This is a genomic window from Thermococcus sp. JCM 11816, from assembly GCF_055396515.1.
This window is the reverse complement of record NZ_AP043741.1, coordinates 1,844,091-1,861,715: the sequence shown is the minus strand read 5'-3', so window position 1 is coordinate 1,861,715 and position 17,625 is coordinate 1,844,091. Positions and strand designations below refer to the sequence as shown.

17 protein-coding genes and 2 tRNA genes are annotated in these 17,625 nt (G+C 53.4%); 4 read left to right on the top strand and 15 right to left on the bottom strand.

Annotated features, from left to right (window positions below):
* The first annotated feature begins 14 nt into the window (after window positions 1-14).
* Window positions 15-1,382, top strand: a complete 1,368-nt coding sequence (locus ACZ5TN_RS10405; RefSeq protein WP_011250416.1) for an ATP-binding protein — start codon at window positions 15-17, stop codon at window positions 1,380-1,382.
* On the opposite strand, the gene ACZ5TN_RS10400 is transcribed toward ACZ5TN_RS10405, so the two are convergent.
* The 13 genes from ACZ5TN_RS10400 to ACZ5TN_RS10340 all read right to left on the bottom strand — a co-directional run bounded on the left by ACZ5TN_RS10400 (window position 1,383) and on the right by ACZ5TN_RS10340 (window position 13,320).
* Complete coding sequence (locus ACZ5TN_RS10400) at window positions 1,383-2,702, bottom strand: M20/M25/M40 family metallo-hydrolase (protein ID WP_464916668.1); 1,320 nt, start codon at window positions 2,700-2,702, stop codon at window positions 1,383-1,385.
* 35 nt (window positions 2,703-2,737) lie between these two features.
* Window positions 2,738-3,388 carry a DUF3267 domain-containing protein gene (locus ACZ5TN_RS10395; protein ID WP_464916667.1) on the bottom strand — a complete coding sequence of 217 codons (651 nt, stop codon included), beginning with the start codon at window positions 3,386-3,388 and terminating at the stop codon, window positions 2,738-2,740.
* A 67-nt stretch (window positions 3,389-3,455) separates the two neighbouring features.
* Window positions 3,456-4,487: a polyprenyl synthetase family protein gene (locus tag ACZ5TN_RS10390; protein WP_464916666.1), complete on the bottom strand. Its 1,032-nt coding sequence runs from the start codon at window positions 4,485-4,487 to the stop codon at window positions 3,456-3,458.
* Between the two features lie 69 nt (window positions 4,488-4,556).
* Complete coding sequence (locus ACZ5TN_RS10385; protein WP_464916665.1) at window positions 4,557-5,891, bottom strand: RNase J family beta-CASP ribonuclease; 1,335 nt, start codon at window positions 5,889-5,891, stop codon at window positions 4,557-4,559.
* A 134-nt stretch (window positions 5,892-6,025) separates the two neighbouring features.
* Entirely contained in the window at window positions 6,026-7,150 is a 1,125-nt protein-coding gene (gene fni, locus ACZ5TN_RS10380; RefSeq protein ID WP_011250421.1) for a type 2 isopentenyl-diphosphate Delta-isomerase, read from the bottom strand.
* A 47-nt stretch (window positions 7,151-7,197) separates the two neighbouring features.
* On the bottom strand, window positions 7,198-7,875 hold the full coding sequence (locus tag ACZ5TN_RS10375; RefSeq protein WP_464917628.1) for an aspartate/glutamate racemase family protein: 678 nt from the start codon (window positions 7,873-7,875) through the stop codon (window positions 7,198-7,200).
* Between the two features lie 81 nt (window positions 7,876-7,956).
* Entirely contained in the window at window positions 7,957-8,712 is a 756-nt protein-coding gene (locus ACZ5TN_RS10370; RefSeq protein WP_464916664.1) for a molybdopterin-binding protein, read from the bottom strand.
* A gap of 5 nt (window positions 8,713-8,717) precedes the next feature.
* Window positions 8,718-9,506, bottom strand: a complete 789-nt coding sequence (locus ACZ5TN_RS10365; RefSeq protein ID WP_464916663.1) for an isopentenyl phosphate kinase — start codon at window positions 9,504-9,506, stop codon at window positions 8,718-8,720.
* Window positions 9,503-10,516, bottom strand: coding sequence for a mevalonate kinase (locus ACZ5TN_RS10360; RefSeq protein ID WP_464916662.1), 1,014 nt, complete (start codon window positions 10,514-10,516; stop codon window positions 9,503-9,505). Before ACZ5TN_RS10360 ends, ACZ5TN_RS10365 begins: the two co-directional genes overlap by 4 nt.
* On the bottom strand, window positions 10,513-10,935 hold the full coding sequence (gene hepT, locus ACZ5TN_RS10355) for a type VII toxin-antitoxin system HepT family RNase toxin (RefSeq protein ID WP_011250426.1): 423 nt from the start codon (window positions 10,933-10,935) through the stop codon (window positions 10,513-10,515). The genes ACZ5TN_RS10360 and hepT overlap by 4 nt, the downstream gene beginning before the upstream one ends.
* The gene (gene mntA / locus ACZ5TN_RS10350; protein WP_011250427.1) at window positions 10,932-11,306 is read right to left on the bottom strand and encodes a type VII toxin-antitoxin system MntA family adenylyltransferase antitoxin; all 375 of its coding nucleotides are present in this window, start codon (window positions 11,304-11,306) and stop codon (window positions 10,932-10,934) included. The genes hepT and mntA overlap by 4 nt, the downstream gene beginning before the upstream one ends.
* Before the next feature lie 36 nt (window positions 11,307-11,342).
* On the bottom strand, window positions 11,343-12,221 hold the full coding sequence (locus ACZ5TN_RS10345; RefSeq protein ID WP_464917627.1) for an MEMO1 family protein: 879 nt from the start codon (window positions 12,219-12,221) through the stop codon (window positions 11,343-11,345).
* A gap of 34 nt (window positions 12,222-12,255) precedes the next feature.
* Window positions 12,256-13,320, bottom strand: a complete 1,065-nt coding sequence (locus ACZ5TN_RS10340) for a pyridoxal-phosphate dependent enzyme (protein WP_464916661.1) — start codon at window positions 13,318-13,320, stop codon at window positions 12,256-12,258.
* A 61-nt stretch (window positions 13,321-13,381) separates the two neighbouring features.
* Here ACZ5TN_RS10340 and udp point away from each other — a divergent pair, with 61 nt between their 5' ends.
* Together udp and ACZ5TN_RS10330 are read left to right on the top strand one after the other, a co-directional pair.
* Entirely contained in the window at window positions 13,382-14,215 is an 834-nt protein-coding gene (gene udp / locus ACZ5TN_RS10335; RefSeq protein ID WP_464916660.1) for a uridine phosphorylase, read from the top strand.
* Between the two features lies 1 nt (window position 14,216).
* On the top strand, window positions 14,217-15,287 hold the full coding sequence (locus tag ACZ5TN_RS10330; RefSeq protein ID WP_464916659.1) for a hypothetical protein: 1,071 nt from the start codon (window positions 14,217-14,219) through the stop codon (window positions 15,285-15,287).
* A gap of 114 nt (window positions 15,288-15,401) precedes the next feature.
* On the opposite strand, the gene ACZ5TN_RS10325 is transcribed toward ACZ5TN_RS10330, so the two are convergent.
* A tRNA-Gly gene (locus tag ACZ5TN_RS10325) sits at window positions 15,402-15,478 on the bottom strand.
* Between the two features lie 103 nt (window positions 15,479-15,581).
* Between ACZ5TN_RS10325 and ACZ5TN_RS10320 the strand changes: the two genes are divergently transcribed.
* Window positions 15,582-15,659 (top strand) — tRNA-Arg (locus ACZ5TN_RS10320).
* Between the two features lie 572 nt (window positions 15,660-16,231).
* Here ACZ5TN_RS10320 and ACZ5TN_RS10315 read toward each other — a convergent pair.
* Window positions 16,232-17,575 carry an FAD-dependent oxidoreductase gene (locus ACZ5TN_RS10315; protein ID WP_011250432.1) on the bottom strand — a complete coding sequence of 448 codons (1,344 nt, stop codon included), beginning with the start codon at window positions 17,573-17,575 and terminating at the stop codon, window positions 16,232-16,234.
* Window positions 17,576-17,625 lie beyond the last annotated feature (50 nt).

Genomic DNA, 17,625 nt, shown 5'->3' with positions numbered 1-17,625 from the left:
CGATATTAAATACCATGATATTAAAATTCATCGATCGGGAAGAGGAGCTCCGGGCACTTGAGGAGCTTTACGCCCAGGACAAGGCTCACCTCGTCCTCATCTACGGCAGGAGAAGGGTGGGAAAGACCGAGCTTGTGAAGCAGTTCATAAATGGAAAGAAGGCCTTCTACTTCCTAGCTAAAAAAGAGCCGATGGAGCTTGAGCTGGATAGGCTCGTAAGGGCCTTCAACAGGAAGTTCAACGTCTTCATCGAGGCTGAGAACCTTGAGGAGTTCTTTGAGAGAGTAAAAGAGTTCGGAAAGATAGCCTTCGTAATAGACGAGTTCCCTTACTGGGTTGAGGAAGATAAGGGGATTCCCTCAACATTCCAGTACATCTGGGATGAGGTGCTGAAGGACTCAAAGGTTTTTCTCGTTCTGCTCGGTTCTTCGATCTCGACGATGGAGAGCCTTATGAGTTACAAGAACCCGCTCTACGGCAGGAGGACTGGTCAGATAAAGCTCCGTCCCCTTGAATTCTTCCACCTGAAGGAGGCTTTCCCGCGCTACAGCTGGGAGGAGCTCGTTAAGGTCTATGGAACTATAGACGGAATTCCAGCTTACTTCCAGTACTTCGATGACTCTCTTTCAGTGGAGAAAAACATCGAGAACAACTTCTACAACCGGGTGAGTGTCCTCTATGAAGACGCCGAGAGGTTGCTGAAAGACGAGCTGAGGGAGCCGACTACGTACCTCAACATCCTGAAGGCCATAAACGACGGAAAGGCGAAGCTCACGGAGATAGCTAATGAGACGAGGGTCGCTGTGACGAACCTCCCGAAGTACCTCAAAGTTCTTGAGACCCTCGACCTCGTAAAGAAGGAGTACCCGATAAACCAGAGAAAGCGCGGGCGCGGTGTTTACAGGGTGAAAGACTTTTACCACCGCTTCTGGCTCCGCTTTGTCTACCCCTACCGCGATGACATAGAGATCGGAGCAATAAGCTTCGAGGACTTCCAGAGCGACTTCAACCGCTACCTCGGCGAGGTCTTCGAGAGCGTTGCCGGACAGTTCCTGATCAGGATGAACCGTCTCGGAAAGCTGCCCTTCAGGTTTACGAAGCTCGGAAGGTGGTGGCACAAGGGGGAGGAGATCGACTTGGTTGCCCTCAACAGCATCACAGGGGAAGCGGGCTTTTTCGAGGCCAAGTGGAAGAACTTGAGCGAGAGAGAAGCGAGGGGAATCCTGAAAGACCTTGAAAGAAAAGCGGAGCTCACGGGAATACCAGGGAATTACTTCGGACTGATCGGGAAGAGGATAGAAGGAAAAGAGAGCCTCAGAGAGAAAGGCTACCTCGTCTTTGACCTCGAGGATTTCAATGAAGTTGGGGAGGAAGGGCGCTGACTACTCCCTCACCAGCCTCCTCGCCAGCTCAGCGTAGAGCGCCGGCATCTTACGGAGCGAGTCTACCTCAACGTACTCGTTCGGGCCGTGGATGTTGCCTCCCCTCGGGCCAAAGTCTATAGCCTTCACTCCGTAGGGCGTGAAGAACCTTGAGTCAGCCGCGCCAGGCCCCTCCACTGGTTCCGCCTTCTCGCCGAGCTCCTCAAGGACCTCCAGAGTTACCCTGACGATCTTTTCCTCCGGGTGAGTGAAGAGGTAACCTGCCTTCTCATTGGTGGTAACTTCAACCTCTGCCTCTGGATGGTTGAACTCCGCCACTTCTCCCATCGCACGCTCAATCTCGTCCTTTGAACGGCTCATAGCCCTAACGTCGAACTTGAGGACGTGCTTCTCATCTTCGATGGAGTACAGGTTAGGCGTGATCGAGACCCCGTAGTCGCTGTACTTCTCCGCTTTTATCGGCGCCCTCACAAAGGGGACCACGGCCTTGAGGAGCCTCGTGAGGCCGAGGTCTACCTCGACTTCATCGCCCTCGCCAGGAACAACGTACGTAAGGGTCACTTCACCCGGCACGACGTTGCCCTTGAGGAACTTCCCTTCGAGCGAAACGGCGAAAGCCTCTCTGTTCCTGAGGAAGTGCGAGGCCGCTATGAGCGGGTGGATATCAACGCCGGGCAGGAAGTAGGCAGCGTGCCTCGTCTCCACCACGGGCGTCCTTATCCTGAAGGTCTCGCGCTTAACGGTACCCTTAACTTTCGTTTTCTCCGAGGGGACGCTCACGGTAACTCCAAAACCCTTTCTTCTCCTGATTATCGGCTTCATTCCAATCCCATCAGCGTTCACCATGTACTCAGGAAGTTTTCCCTCTTGAGCAAGCCTTTCAGCTAGGTGCATGGCCATCCTGCCGCCGATTTCCTCATCGCCCGTGAAGGCAAAGAGAACCTTCCCATCGAGCTCCTCCTTTGAGAGCTCCTTCAGCGCGAGCATTATCGAGGCAACGTTGCCCTTGTCGTCGGCGCTCCCCCTCCCGTAGGCGCGGTCTCCTTTTACTGTGAGCTTAAAGGGATCGGTCTCCCACTCCTCCCTGTTTACGGGCACGACGTCGAAGTGGGCCATAAAAAGGAGCTTCGGCTTTCCTTCCCCAATCTCACCGTAGACCGCGTAGTAGCCGTCGCGCTCGATCAGCTCGCTCTCTATCCCCCACGATGCGAGCGTATCCCTTATGAAGGCCGGGCAGTCCCTGGAAGGCCTTATCCCCCTGGCCGGGTCGTTCACAGTCTCAAAGGACACAAGGCTTGAGAGAAGTTCGAGAACGTCCATCTAGACCACCGTTAAGATAAACGTCGAAATGGTATTTAAGGGTTGGTCTGGTTTGAGACATAGACTACCTCAACCTCCGCCCTGAAGTTTGCCGCAATAACCAGGATAACCAAAACAAGGAGCAGAACTAATCCTTTGGAGACCCAGCTCGGATAAGGTTCAGGAAATTCGATTTCTGACTTCATAACTGTGCCTTCGTCCCACACAGGGGCTTCAGACGGCATCTTTGAGAGCACGAGGAGTATCAAAAAGTCCCCCGCCATTCCAGCGGTGTTGAAGATGTATAGGAGTGCCCAGAAGGGAGAGCGAGTAAGCCACGAGACTAAGAAGGCAGCAATGGAAATTAAAATAGGAGCCACTATCACGTATCTCGCTTTCTTAACTGTCAAGGGAGTCCTAAAGCTGATGTAAGGCGTAACCATTCCATACTTGGCTGAGATCCCAAAGCCGACGTCAGCGCCGCAGAGCTTTGCCACAAGGGCGTGAAACCCCTCGTGAAGAAGGACGGTAAGGACGAGCGGAAGAGCAAGGTAGTAAAGGGTATCCCAGTATGAACGAAACGACACTTCAAGCCAGGGTGCTGTTAGGGCAGAGCCTATGAGCAGAAGCAGGGATAGGATTATGACGTCGTTGTAGTACTTGAAGATGTCAAATTCTCCTCCCGAAACGTCCTCCCCCATCGCCATTCCAGCACAAACTAACGATGGAAAGTTAAAAAGATTTTGACCAACAAGTGAGTGAGAGAAAGAGGCCTCAGAACTCCCTCTCGACGAGGAACTCCGCGAGAAGCTCAAGGTCTCTCCTGGCTTCGCTCTCAGGGAGAACCTTGAGGGCCTCGTTCGCTTCCCTGATGAGGTTCTTGGCATAGTTTGCCGCGTAGTCTATGCTGCCGTACTTCTTGAGGAGTTCGATGGCCTTCGCGACCTCCTCCTTGACGTTCTCGTCGTGTATCAGCGCATCGCCCTTAGCATCGCCAGCATACTTGCCGAAGACTTTCAGGAACTCGGCCTTGTCCTCCTCGCTCGCGTGCTCAAAGAAGTGGCTCACTATGAGCGTCTTCTTACCCTTCCTTATGTCGCTTCCAACGGGCTTTCCGAGCTTCTCCTCGTCGGCAATCAGATCGAGGACGTCGTCCCATATCTGGAAGGCTATTCCGACGTTCATGCCCCACTTTGAGAGGGCCCTGATGTACTCCTCGTCCTCCGTGCCCACTATGGCACCTATCTCTGCCGAGCCCTGGAAGAGCGCCCCTGTCTTGCCGCTTATCATCTTGAGGTACTCCTCAACGGTAACCTCTTCCCTCGTCTCGAACTCTATGTCGAGGGCCTGGCCTTCACAGAGAAGGTTGGAAGTCCTGACGAGAACATCCAGGATTCTCGCCTTCTTCTCGGCTGGGACTTCCGCTTTGGCTATCGCCTCGAAAGCCTTGCTGAAGAGCAGATCACCAGCGAGGATTGCCATGTTCACGCCCCAGAGCTTGTGGACGGTCGGCCTGCCGCGCCTGAGCTCGTCCATATCCATTATATCGTCGTGAACGAGGGAGTAGTTGTGGATGAACTCGACGGAGGCCGCTGGATAGAGGGCCTTCTCCGGGTCGCCGCCCACAGCCTCTGCCGCGCGTAGGACGACGAAGGGCCTAACGCGCTTTCCACCTGCAAGAGGGTAGTGTCTAGCAGCTTTATAAAGCTCAAGAGGCTCCTTTTCGGGAACAAGTTCGAGAATGACCCTATCAACGTCCTTCGCCTTCTCCTTAATCCTTGCAAACAGCTCATCGTACTTTCCCATGATACCACCCCGTGAGCAATGAAAGTGAAGCTGAAAAAAGAGAGAAGGTATCCTTTATCAGTTTTACCCTCACTCAATCTCAACCGTGTATCCGTTCCTCGACACGAAGACATCTCTGCCGATCAGGTAGCCCTCTTCCTCGGCAAGCTCGGCGTAATGGGTGAGCATCCTGAACTCGCCGTGGGCCGGAACGATGTTCTCAGGGTTGAGCATCCTGAGGAGGTAGCGGTGGTCTTCCCTGCTCGCGTGGCCGGAGACGTGGAGATCTTTTATCATCCTGACGCCCTTCATCTTGAGTTTTGTCTCCAGGATGTAGCGCTGGGCCCTGTTGAGGGGGTTCGGTATCGTTCCAGCGGAGAAAACGACCGTATCCTGCTTTCCTATGTCGTAGAGCTCACCGTTCGCCATCCTGGTCAATACTGCCCCCGGTTCACCCTGATGGCCCGTAACAACGAGGAGGTAGTTCTCCCTCGCTCCAGAGACTTCAGCGAGGACTTTCTTTATGGCGTTCGGGCTTCTGACCGCTCTCGCTCCCTTCATCTTTATCAGGCCGAGCTGTTTGGCTATTCCGGTGTACTTCGCCAGAGACCTGCCAACGAAGACGGCCTGCCTGCCCATCTTGTTGGCTATCCAGATGAGCTCCTGGAGACGGGCTATATGGCTGGCAAAGGTGGTCGCTATGAGACCCTTCTCGTCCATACCTTCGTAGAGGAAGAAGTCTTCCAAGAGCATCTGGGCAACGGCCTCGCTCGGCGTCTTAGTCGGCTCTGCAACGCGGGTTGATTCGGCTATGAGAACCTTGACGCCCTCCTTGCCGAGCTCCTTTAGACGTTTGTAGTCGGGCCTCTCACCGAGCGGGTTGTTGTTGTCGAACTTGAAGTCGCCGGTGTGGACGACCGCACCCTCGGGAGTGTGGACAACCACCATCGCCGCCTGAGGTATCGAGTGAGTTGTCCTCACGAACTCTATCGCCAGGTTCTCGCTCACCTGGACTATCTCACCAAATTCCGTTTCGTACATCGGGTTATTGACCTCGAAGTACTGCTCGCTCTTGACCTCGCTCTTGGCCAGCTTTATCGTGTAAGGAGTTCCGTATATCGGAACGTCCGGGTAGTGAGGTGCTATTTTCCCGACCGCTCCAATGTGGTCGAGATGGCCGTGGGTGAACGTTATCGCCACGACCTTCTTGTTTCTCAGAATTGAATCATCGGGTATTGCACCGAGCCTCTGGAGCTCCTTGGTCGGGAACTGCTGAATGTTGACATCCTCGTGGATGAGAACGCGGTCGAGCCTTATGCCCATGTCAATTATAACGACTTCCTCTTTCCTGCCGTCAGAATAGCCGACGGCGGTCATGTTCTTACCGACTTCCTCGTAGCCGCTGATTGTGTAAACTCTAATCATGCCTAATCCTCCTCCTGCCCCAGGCCCCTCTCGAGGCGTGGGGCTGCGTTGCTCATAGTTGTTGTCATGGGTTTAAAAAGGTGTGCATTTGAAAGAAGTACGAGAAGAAAGAGGGAAAGCGCAAAGGACGGAAATCAGATGCCCCTGTTCCTCAAGTAAGAGGGCAGGTCAATCCTCTGCTCCAGCCACTCCCTTGTGAAGCCCGTTATTACGAGCGGAACCTTTCTCAGCTCCTCGACATTTCTGGCCCCGACGAGGAACATGGCGTTTCTTATCTCCTCTATGTAACGCCTGAGGATTTTTATCACGCCCTCAACATCGCCCTTGACGGCCGGCTTGAGGAGTGGCAGAGCAACACCCGCGAAGGTGGCTCCCATCGCTAAAGCCTTCGCCATCGCTATGCCGTCCCTCATCCCGCCTGTGGCTATTATCGGGAGTTCTGTGGCGTACCTAACTTCCGCAACGCTGATGGCGGTCTTTATGCCCCAGTCCCAGAAGCGAAGGGCTAAGTCCTTTCCGATCTCATCTTTCGCACGATAGTACTCCACACCGCTCCAGCTCGTCCCGCCGAGGCCACCCACGTCGATGGCGTCGATACCTATGCTCTCAAGCCTCACCGCGACCTCCATGGAGACCCCTGCCCCGGTCTCCTTCGCGATTATCGGATACGGAAACTCGGCCTTCAGCTCTGCTAAAGCCTTCAAAACGCCCCTGTACTGTGTGTCCCCCTCGGGCTGGACGCTCTCCTGGAGAGGGTTCATGTGGATGGCCAAGGCATCGGCCTGGATGGTCTCAACGGCCTTAAGCGCCTCCTCAAGGCCGTAGCGCTCCCTGATTGTCTCGGAGAACTGAGGAGCACCGAGGTTTCCAACGAGAAACACATCGGGAGCAACGTCCCTGACGTAGTAGCTCTCCCAGGTCTCGGGCTTCCTTATCATAGCTCTCTGACTGCCAACGCCCATCGGAATGTTGAGCTCCTGGGCGGCTTTGGCAAGGGTTTTGTTAATCCTCCCCGCGAGCTGTGAACCCTTCGTTCCGCCGGTCATTCCAGCGATGAAAATCGGATAGTCGAACTTCCTCCCAAGAAACTCGACGCTCAGGTCGATTTCATCCTTGTCAATCTCGGGCAGGCTCATGTGGACGAAGTGGACATCCTCAAAACCGTTGGTGACATGCGCCTGGACGTTCCTCTTGAGGCAGTGCTCTATGTGCTCGAACTTCCTGATGATCGTGAGTTCCTCCCTATCAAACTCCCCCATTACAACCACCGAAGGAATAGAGGAAAAGAAGTTAAAGAAGTTTCCGCTCACTCCATCGCCTTCTCGATGAGCGCCCTCATGTGAATCTCTGCGCTGTCGAGGACTTCTATGCTAACGTCGCCGGGCTTTATTGCCAGCGGGAGCTCGGTACAGCCCAGGATTACACCTTCAACGCCTTCCCGGGCGTACTTTTCAATCAGCCCAACGAGGTACGGCTTGCTCTCAAGCTTGCCCAGGGCCAGCTCGTTGAATATTATCGAGTTTACCCTCTCGCGCTCTTCCTCGTCTGGAACTACAACATGGAAGCCCTTCTTTTCGAGAGCCTCCCTGTAAAACGGCATTTCCATCGTGGTTTTTGTACCGAGCAAGAGGAGCTTTTTAAGGCCGCGTCTCCTTGCCTCCTCCGCAACTGCACCTATTATGCTAACCATTTCAGCGTTCACGGCCTCCTGAACGTCCGGGAAGACTAAGTGCGGCGTGTTCGCGGCGATGCCGATTACCTCCGCTCCGGCCCTCTCAAGGGCCTTAGCCGCTTCGATGAGCATCTCCTTCCTCCCTTCCCAGCCGCGCGGGTTGTCCTTGAAGGTCTTGAAGTTCATCGAGAAAACAACCAGCTCCGGGAAGAAGTAGGGCTCGAAGAGCTCCCTCGATATTTCGATGTATTTGCGGTAGTAGTACTCGGTTGATTCAGGGGTTGTTCCGCCGATGAGACCTATCCTTTTCATCGGGATCACCAACGCAAGTGGACAGAAATGGTTAATAGTCTTTCCAATGAAAGGGATTTCAAGAAAAGAAGGAAGTGAAGGTCAGGCCTCTTCCAGCCTTATTCCCCTGCTTTCGAGGTACTCAACAGTTTTCTCCAGTTCTCCTTCGTCTTCTGCAAAGATTATCAGCCCTATGTACTTCCCGAAGCCTTTGGGAGAGGAGTGAATTCTGACATTGAACCTCTCAAGCGCCTCCCTGAGAATGGGAGCCAGCTTGCTCTCGTCGGTTATCTCGGCCAGAAACTTCCTCTGGACGAACTTTCTCCTTCCAAGTCTTGGAAGGACTTCCTTCTCAAGCATGGCCTTCATTTCCCTTGGCATACCTGGGAGGACGAATATCTTCACACCCTCATGCTCGATGAAAGCCCCTGGCGCGGCTCCCTCAGTGTTCTCAAGCGGCTCAGCCCCCTCAGGCAGGTAAGCCATCTTCTTCCTCCCCTCGTTGAGGTTCGGGTCGTCTATGTAGCCCTCGCGGTGGAGCCTCTCGTAGAAGGCCTTTATCTTCTCAAGGCACTTCTCGCAGAGGACGAGCTTTCTCCCGAGGGCCTCCGCAACTGCCAGCATTGTAACGTCGTCGTGGGTCGGACCAAGGCCGCCGCTGATGACAAGAACTTCCGGCTTTCTGGCGAGTATCTCCCCAATTACTGCCTTTATCTCCTCAACGTCGTCTCCGACCGTCGTTATCCTCCTCACCCAGTAGCCCCGCTCGGTCAGCTTCGAGGCTATGAAGGCAGAGTTGCTGTCAACGGTATGGCCGGTCAAAAGTTCATCGCCGATGGTGAGGATTTCGGCAAACATAACCCTCACCTCAGCCTCGTCCCGAAGCCGTCCCCCCTAATAGCCCCGCTCAGCCTTCCGGGAACTTTACCGTTTACGAACCAGACTTCAGAGTAGTGGGCCATCTCGTAGGCTTTCCTCAGCTTGTTGCATATCCCCCCGGTAACGTCCGTCCCTGAGGCTGTACAGTGAAGCCTTTCGAGGAGGGCAGGAACTTGCTCGCGGGCAAGTTCCGGAATGAGAGTCCCCTCGCCAGGTTTTCCGTCGTAGATGCCGTCAACGTCCATGAGGAATATCGCCTTCTTCGGCTTGAGCATTTTCGTGAGGTACGCCATTATCTGGTCGCCTGAGAGGATGTCTATTCCCTGGGCGACATCAACGGAAACATCACCGAAGAGGATTGGAATGAAATCCAGCTCAAGGAGCTTCTCAATGACCTCTATGTCGGCGTAGAGTATCTCCCCTCTTTCCGTTATGAACAGGGAGGAAGTGGATATTGAAAACCCTGGAAGGTTGTGGTCAGTAAATATCTCAACGAACTTGGAATTGGCCCTAAGCATTGACTGATGAGTTAGTGAAAAGCCGAGTCTCCTCCAGCTGTCAATCCCCCAGCTCCCGGAAAGCCCCTCTCTTATGGAGTACTCTTTAGCATAGTGGTGTCCAAAGCTGCCTCCCCCATGGACTATAACGAATTTTTCATCGGGATAGAACTCAGCCAGCTCTCTTGCAATTTCCTCAACGACGTCCGTCCTGAAGTTTTCTGGCTCCCCCCTCTTATCACTGAAGACGCTACCGCCGATCTTGATGAGTATCACTCTTCCACCTCCTCAATCCTCAGGCCTTCCCTGCTTATCCTAGTCACCATTGGCGTTCCGCCGGCTATGGTTATGGCCGTTGCCACCTCGCTCTGCTTCCCAGGGGCAAGGGCGTACATACAGCCACCGCCACCAGCACCGGTAATTTTTGCTCCAAGAGCGCCGGCGGTTCTGGCAGCGTAAACCAGCTCGCTGAGCTTCTTGGTCGAGACGCCAAGAGCATCGAGGAGGCCGTGGTTTATGTTCATTAGCTTCCCGAGTGTCTGGAACTTCAGTTCCCTGTCGAGGTCGGAGGTGATGACTTCCCTGGCCTTCTCAACGAGCCTGCCCATTGAGTTCAATATCGGCTCGAATATCTCTGGCATCTCCTCGTAGTTTTTCCTGACCATTGCAACGAGCTCTTTGGTTGAGCCGCTCGAACCTGTGTATCCAACCACGATTGGAAGCTCCATGAAGGGAAGGTGCTCGAACTTGCCCTTCTGGTAGTGTATGAAGCCGCCTATGGCGGAAACTGTTGGATCGATGCCGCTCGATGCGCCTTGGACGAGGAGCTCAACCTTGTGGCCGAGCTTTCCAACCTCCTCGTTACTAAGCTCGAGGCCGAGGAGCCTTGAGACAGCGCCTATGGTCGCAACGGCAACGGCAGCAGAGCTTCCAAGACCAGCGCCGACGGGAATCTGGGAGGTTATCGAGACGGTTATACCCTTCCCGTTTGCGCCCGCTTCCTCTTTCACGAGCTCTATCGCCTGTCTAACATAGCCTAGAACCTCGGCGGCCTTTCCGTAGTCGCTTTCAAAGTAGATGCTGTCCTCGGTGAAGGAAACTATCAGGCCCGGCGTCCTTATGTCGTGGGCCTCTATCTTTATTGCCCCCGTATCGTTGAACTCGGCGCTGACGTACGTCCTCAGGTCTATGGCAGCCGCTATGGCGGGTTTTCCGTAAACAACGCTGTGCTCTCCAAAGAGGATAATTTTAGCCGGTGCCGAGGCAAGAACCCTTTTAACGCTCATTTTTGACCCTCCAAAAACTTCTCTATAGTCTCAATGAACTCATAAATGTCATCTAGATGCTCGCGAAGTGCCTCAAAGGCAAGTTCATCGTTTATCCTGCCGTATCTATGAACCAAGACGTTTCTAAAGCCCTTCATGAGCCTCAGCTTTTGGGCCAGCCCCTTGGAGATGATCCCTCCTCTAACAAGTCCTTCAAATACGTCCTCTTCCTTCTCAGGGATTCCCAGCTTTAGGTCAGAGTTTATGATTGCGCAGATATCGATGACGTTCTGTATAGCAAACTCAACGCGCTTGTAAATCCCGTCCTTTATGAGACCCAGCGACTGGAAGGTCTCGAAGTCCTCTGGCAGGTGCTCTTCAACCAGCTTCAGGCTTTCTAGTATTTCCTCGATCTTCGAGCGTATCAGCTCAACCCTCATTCTATCGCCTCCAGGCCGAGGTAGTCGTAATAATAGCGCTTGAAGTCCTCCCACTCCTTCAAAACCTCATAGGCGAGGTCGTAGAGAAAAGTCTCGTCGCGACAGAAGAGAATCTTCCCCTTGAGGCACTCCCTTTTCAGGGGCAGAGGAAGGAGCTGGAAGATCTGAACGTCATATTTGTCCGGAAGGTTTCCCAGAACGAGCACCCTGAACCTGAAGGCCTCCTTTTCGTTCCCTTCGTAATAAACGCAGAGGTCGTAGTCGCTGTCTTTGCGAGCGTCTCCCCTCGCCCTCGAGCCAAAGAGGATTATAAACTTGACCTTATCTCCACCAAGCTGGAGGATTCTGGCAACGGCCTCGTCGAGGTTCATAGTAGAAAATATGGAAAAGGGCTTATCACACTTTCGCTAGCGCCTGAAGACTATGCTCGCGTACCCGACAACTGCTTCTGTTGAGCGGCTCACCTCAAAGCTCGTTGTGTAGTGGAGAAGCTCAGCCTCGACCGCACCAGCGAGGCGGGAGTAGACTATTGCAGTCCCTACACCGCCAGGCCCGCACATGGTGTGGTTCATCTCCCTTATCTCCTCAAACATCCCCCTTACGTCGAAGTCGAGGATTCTCCTTATTATCCTGAAGTCCCACTCCTTTATCCTGTGGGGGAGCTCGTCCGCCCTCGCTCTGAAGGGCACGTAGCCGTAGATCTGGCCGTAGTGCATGAAGTCAGTGCTCGCTATGACCACCACGTCCTTTCCTAGCTCCCTGCTCGCCTCGAAGATGGCTCTTCCAAGGTCTTCGGCAACGTCTTCGTCCTGAATACCGAGTGTTATCGGGACGATCTTTACATCTTTCCCTGCCTTCTCCGCGAGGTACTGTATGAACGGAACCTGAACCTCGATGGAGTGCTCGTACTTGTGGGCGAGGTCGTCAAGGTCAGCTATGCCTGAGATTTTTGCTATTTCCCTGGCAAGCTCGCCGTCGACCTCAATCTCGCCGAGCGGCGTTATCCAAGTGCCCGGAGGGTGAACCGCTATCGGAGAGCCGAGGCCGGTGTGGTTCGGCCCGAGGATCACGAACGTCTCCGGAAGACCGTCCTCAAAGATGGCCTTATAGGCTCTGCTCGCCGTGTAGCCGGAGAATATGTAGCCCGCGTGGGGAGCAACTCCTGCAGTTATTCTCCTCTCGCTTCCTTCCTCGCCGAGGTCGCTGAAGAACCTCTCCAGCATGAGGACTAGCTCCTCGTCAGCGGGATAGAAGCTTCCAGCTACAGCGGGATACCTTACCACCATCTCCATCACCCCCAATGGATTTTAGCTCGAGAGTTTAAATACCTTCGGTTATTTTAAGGCCCGAACCAGATAGGGGAAGGAGAACTTTGGAACCTTCGGGTATTTCACCCGAATCCACGAGCTTCCACATCCCAGCAAGAACAACGGCAGATGTCGGTTCTACAAGGAAGCCCGCGTTGATGAGCCACTCAAGCGCTTCCCTCGTCTCGGCCTCACCAACGCTCACGCAGAGGCCGTTGCTCTCCTCCAGAGCCCTGAGCATGTCCTCCTTTCGCGGAGGCTCGGGAATTGCTATCCCGTCGGCGAGACGGTTTTTCATTACGGAGCGCTCGCAGAGGCTCTCGTAACCTTCTGCCTGGACGGCTACAAGCCGGGGAACCTCGTTTATCTCCCCCATCTCCCTAAGCTCTCTAAAGCCCTTCCAGAGACCGAGGAAGAGCGTTCCAGAACCGGTAGGAGCCAAGACATAGTCAGGAACTCCAACCTGCTCGTAGGCCTCGTAGGCGATGAGCTTCGTCCCCTCGATGAAGTAAGGGTTGAGCCAGTGGGTCACGTAGGTTATACCCTCCCTCTTCGCGAACTCTATAGCCTCTTTGTGAACTTCCATTCTGTCCCCATCAACGAAGTGAATCACCGCCCCAAGCCGCTGGAGTAGGGAAATCTTTGCGGGCATTGCATCATAGGAGACGAAAGTGTGAACCCGGATTCTAGCGGGAAGTGAGTAGAGGGCGAAGCTCAAAGCCGCGTTTCCCGAGCTGTCGATTACTACTTCACTTACCCCCTCCTCCATCAGCTTTGCCACAGTCACCCACGTGCCCCTGTCCTTAAACGAGCCGCTTGGCTGGAGGTAGTCGAGCTTGAAGAGAGCAGTAACAGGGCCGACCTGAAGTTCAACCGTTGGCGTTATGGCGGGTACTGGCGGTGGAAGAAGGTTACCGCTAACGGGCAAAAAGTTGATGTATCTCCTTGCATCAAGGTAGGGCATGAGGCTCCCGAAGAAGTCGAAGTACTCCCTCTCCACAAAGAGCGTTCCGCTGCAGTCGCACTTCAGCATGAAGGTCTCAGGATAGGTTTTTCCGCACCTTGAACACCTGAGCATGCCATCACCTTTTTTAGGTCTTGGGAAGAGTAAATGATATCAAGTTAAAAAGGTGGTTGCCATGGTCGAGAAGTTCGTTTCCGCAGAGAGACCGCAGACCGAGGAAGGAATGCAGTACCATATAGCCTGCAAGCCGGGCGATGTTGCTCGCTACGTCCTCCTTCCGGGCGATCCAGAGAGAGTACCCAAGATAAGCTCGCTCTGGGATGAGGCGAGGGAGATAGCATTCCACAGGGAGTACAGGACGCACACCGGAAAGTACAAAGGCGTGCCGATAAGCGTTACCTCAACGGGCATAGGCGGGCCATCAACGGCCATAGCCATCGAGGAGCTTGCGGCAATAGGGGCCGACACCTTCATCCGCGTTGGCTCCACGGGTGCAATACAGCCCGGGATTGAGATAGGAGACCTCATCATAGCGAAAGCCGCTGTTAGGCTTGAGGGAACTTCAAAACAGTACGTCAGAATCGAATATCCTGCCGTTGCAGACCTTGAGGTCACCCTCGCCCTCATAGAGGCCGCCGAAAGCCTTGGAGTGAGGTACCACATAGGAATAACGGCTTCAACCGACAGCTTCTACCTCGGACAGGGTAGGCCAGGGCTGAACGGCTACTTCCCAAGCTTTGCCAGGAACCTTGTTGACGACCTCAGACAGGCCCGCGTGACGAACTTCGAAATGGAGGCCGCGACCCTCTACACACTCGCCAACATCTACGGGCTCAGGGCGGGCTGTGTGTGCGCAGTATTCGCCAACAGGGTAACAAACGAGTTCGGTAAGGCTGGCGAGAAGGAGGCTGCTTTGGTCGCGAGTGAGGCCGTCAAGATACTCGCGGAGTGGGACGAGGAAAAGGAGAAGGCCGGAAAGAGGGTATGGCACCCTGGCCTGAGGGGTTGAAATGGACGAGAGGCTATTCATTATCAAAACCCTGCTGAGGGATGGAAGAAGGGAAGAGGCGCTCAAAGAAGCCCGGAAGATTAAGGACTCCTACTGGCGCTCCTACGCGCTCCGGTGGGTTGCTGAGAGCTATGCAACAGAACCTGAGAAAGCCCTTGAGGTAGCGAGTGAAATAGAAGAGCACTCAATCAGGGACGAGACCCTCGCCTCCCTTTCCTACCTTTTCTCAAGAAATGGGGAGTTTAAGAAAGCCCTAGAAGCGGCGAGGCTTATCAAAGACCAGTTCGTCAGGAAGAAGGCCTTCAGATCGGTGAGCAATCTTCTGGCAATAGCGGTTGCACGCGGCGGGACTGAGATAAGGCTCAGCGACCTGAAGCTGGATGAGAGGGACATTGAGGAGTTGAAGCCACTCCCCCATGGAATCGTCTACAAGGACGGAAAGCTCATGCCCGGAGCCACCCTGCACAGGATAAAGGGAGAGGTTCAGACGGGAGTAGTGGAGCGTTTTGAAAAGAGGCCCAAATGGAGGCCCCCAGAACCAGAGTTCGAGGAGAAAGGGCAGACCAATGAATACGTATTAAGCTACATAAACAGGCTTTTGAATGAAGGGAAACTTGAAGAGGCCGAAAAACTTGCCAAAGGACTTCCTGAGCCCGTGAGGAGCGCATATCTTGAGAGGGTGGGCATTGAGTATCTAAACAGGGGCAATGCAGAAAAGGCCGAAGAGATATTCTCCCAGCTTGAAGTCGCAAATACTCTTGGGCACGCCCTAATACACCATTATGGATACGAGGTTGATAGGGCACTTGAATACATCAAGAAGGTTTTCGATCCCCTTCCCAGGATGCTGATAGCCTACGAGCTCGCAAAAAAACATGGCGCAAAAGAGAAAGCCATTCTTGAAGTTCTTTCGTGGAGGGGAACCCCCTCAAAGATAGCCAGGGTTCTCAAGTTCTTGGCCTTTGAAATGCTAGAAGAGTCTAAGAAGTCAAAGGATGATGAGATGAGAAAAACTTCTAAGGAGCTCTTTGAGCTGGGCAGGAAAATTGAAACTGGAGAACACGCTCTTTAGACCCTTTTTAGCGCCTAAACCTGCCGGAAACTGAATTAATTAGGTGTCCAAAAGGGCTACGAAATAAATTGCCACGAGAAGAAGCTTTGAATGCTTGGAAAGCCCAGAAGATTGTGGTGCGGTGGCCGGGATTTGAACCCGGGCCAGCGGCGTGGCAGGCCGCTGTCCTAGCCAGGCTAGACTACCACCGCAGTTCCAGCCCGTAGGATACTCATTGGGGACTCGTTTATAAATCTTTCGGTCTGTTCCGAAGGTTAAATTTATAAAGAGTCTTCAGAAAGGGTTAGCGGGCGTGCCCCGGTGGCCTAGTCTGGATAGGGCGCGAGGCTGCGGACCTCGAGGTCCGGGGTTCAAATCCCCGCCGGGGCGCCATAGAAACTTTTCTGGCGAAAAGTTTCATCAAAGAGGGAATGTCTTTTTAAACTGCTGAGTTTCAGCTATTCTCATTACCAAATTAGCAGTTTTCAAGGGGTTTGCTCGCAGTATAACGCCCAACGAGCGTTAAAAAGAAGAAAAACCCAAATTCTCTTGCCTGTACATTAGGAGAATCTCCATTCTCAGCAAATATCACGAAGACATTCAAGCTTTTGGTGAAGCTTTCTCCAAAAGCTTCCTCGTGAAGTTTGATCAAGTTCGTGGTTCTCTTGAAATTGCCCTTCTAAAAGGATTTTCACGATAAATTAGCTAAAAGTGAGTGAATTCTTCGAGCATACTTAATTGGAAAGGAGTTTTCTCGCCTTGACGCCCTATGGGCGTCGATTAAAAAGCAAACTCACAAAGAGCGAGCGAACAAAAATGGAATTCACAATCCAAGACAGCATTCAAAAGGAAATCCTCTCAAAACAACCCTCTAATCAAGAACCACAAACTTTGATGAAACTTTGCCGGGCAAAGTTTCTTTGGTGAAGCTTTCCCAAAAGCTTGCTAGAAAATGAAAGGGGAATTCAGGCCCCCGCTCTCAGCTTTGCCAGAGCATCCTCCGCTGCCTGGAGTATCTGGTATCCGACTGGAGAAGCCGTGAGGAGCGGGTGAGTCGCTATCTGGAGGGTGTAGAGCTCGCTAGCCGTAAGCCTCTTCTGTATGGCCAGTGCAAGAACGTTGATCATCTCGCCAACGCTCTTTCCACCGGCTAGCTGGGCACCCAGAATGGCCCCCCTGTCCCTGGAGAATATAAGCTTGACCGTTACCATCGAAGTATCCTCGAACTTTGCTGGATGTCTGTCGGGGCCAGTAGCCCGTCCAACAATGACCTCAAAGCCCTCTCTCTTGGCGGCTTCCTCAGTTAGTCCTGCGGCGGCTAAGGTCAAGCCAGCAACGTGGGTGGAGTAAGCGCCTATTGTCCTCCTGTTCTCCCTGACTATCTGGAGCTTAAAGAGGTTCGCCCCTGCTATCCTCGCCTCGAAGGTTGCCGTTGAGGCCAGCATCAGTGGGAAGGGCTTTCCTGTAAAGAAGTCCCTGTGCTCGACGCAGTCGCCGACGGCGAATATGTCCGGGCAGGAGGTTCTCATGTACTCGTCAGTCCAGATGCCGTATCTTGTAACTTTTAGACCTGTTTTTACTGCCAGCTCAACGTTTGGGCGGTAGCCCGTTGAGAGAATTACCAGATCGGCGGGGATTTCCCCACCTTCGACGAGCTTGACACCTTCAACGCGCTCTCTGCCGACTAGCCTCTCCACGTGCCCGTAAACAACGTTTATTCCAACTTCCTTGAGCCTGTTCTCGATCATCTCACTGAATTCGGGGTCGAAAGAGTTTCTCAACAGCCTGCTTCTGACAACTATCGTAACGTCCTTCCCGAGCTTTCTGATCTCGTCCCCAACTTCAAGGGCTATGAAACCGCCGCCGATAATGACAACCTTCTCGGCATCCTCTACTCTCTTCTTGAGCTCTTTGAGGTAGTGGTAGTCCTTGGAGACGGTGTACACACCCTCAAGCTCAACGCCGGGGATGTCAGGGATCTGGGGTCTCGAACCAGTCGCCAGAACGAGCTTTTCCCAGCCTATCTCTCTCCCTGACTTCGTCAGGAGTGTCTTGGACTTGGGATTTATTTCCGTGACTTCATCAACCAGAACGTCGATGCCGAGGGGTTTGAGAAACCTCTCCGTTGGGAGAACATCATCCTCAACGCTCCTCAGGGTACCGAAGATGTACGGAATCCCGCAAGGAATCATGGAAACGTCCTCTTTCTTGATCACGAGGACGCTTTTGTCGGGATAGAACCTCTTGGCAGAGATCGCAGCCGTTAGACCGCCAGCACTTCCACCTATAACAACCACATCGTACTTCATTAACCTCACCAAAGAGAGTTCTCAAAAGACTATTAAACACTTTCTTTAAC

Bases quoted from the DNA above. Each gene is read 5' to 3' on its own strand.
- ACZ5TN_RS10405 (WP_011250416.1), top strand. From the start codon at position 15: ATGATATTAAAATTCATCGATCGGGAAGAGGAGCTCCGGGCACTTGAG.
- ACZ5TN_RS10400 (WP_464916668.1), bottom strand. From the start codon at position 2,702: ATGGACGTTCTCGAACTTCTCTCAAGCCTTGTGTCCTTTGAGACTGTG.
- ACZ5TN_RS10395 (WP_464916667.1), bottom strand. From the start codon at position 3,388: ATGGCGATGGGGGAGGACGTTTCGGGAGGAGAATTTGACATCTTCAAG.
- ACZ5TN_RS10390 (WP_464916666.1), bottom strand. From the start codon at position 4,487: ATGGGAAAGTACGATGAGCTGTTTGCAAGGATTAAGGAGAAGGCGAAG.
- ACZ5TN_RS10385 (WP_464916665.1), bottom strand. From the start codon at position 5,891: ATGATTAGAGTTTACACAATCAGCGGCTACGAGGAAGTCGGTAAGAAC.
- fni (WP_011250421.1), bottom strand. From the start codon at position 7,150: ATGGGGGAGTTTGATAGGGAGGAACTCACGATCATCAGGAAGTTCGAG.
- ACZ5TN_RS10375 (WP_464917628.1), bottom strand. From the start codon at position 7,875: ATGAAAAGGATAGGTCTCATCGGCGGAACAACCCCTGAATCAACCGAG.
- ACZ5TN_RS10370 (WP_464916664.1), bottom strand. From the start codon at position 8,712: ATGTTTGCCGAAATCCTCACCATCGGCGATGAACTTTTGACCGGCCAT.
- ACZ5TN_RS10360 (WP_464916662.1), bottom strand. From the start codon at position 10,516: ATGAGCGTTAAAAGGGTTCTTGCCTCGGCACCGGCTAAAATTATCCTC.
- hepT (WP_011250426.1), bottom strand. From the start codon at position 10,935: ATGAGGGTTGAGCTGATACGCTCGAAGATCGAGGAAATACTAGAAAGC.
- mntA (WP_011250427.1), bottom strand. From the start codon at position 11,306: ATGAACCTCGACGAGGCCGTTGCCAGAATCCTCCAGCTTGGTGGAGAT.
- ACZ5TN_RS10345 (WP_464917627.1), bottom strand. From the start codon at position 12,221: ATGGTGGTAAGGTATCCCGCTGTAGCTGGAAGCTTCTATCCCGCTGAC.
- ACZ5TN_RS10340 (WP_464916661.1), bottom strand. From the start codon at position 13,320: ATGCTCAGGTGTTCAAGGTGCGGAAAAACCTATCCTGAGACCTTCATG.
- udp (WP_464916660.1), top strand. From the start codon at position 13,382: ATGGTCGAGAAGTTCGTTTCCGCAGAGAGACCGCAGACCGAGGAAGGA.
- ACZ5TN_RS10330 (WP_464916659.1), top strand. From the start codon at position 14,217: ATGGACGAGAGGCTATTCATTATCAAAACCCTGCTGAGGGATGGAAGA.
- ACZ5TN_RS10315 (WP_011250432.1), bottom strand. From the start codon at position 17,575: ATGAAGTACGATGTGGTTGTTATAGGTGGAAGTGCTGGCGGTCTAACG.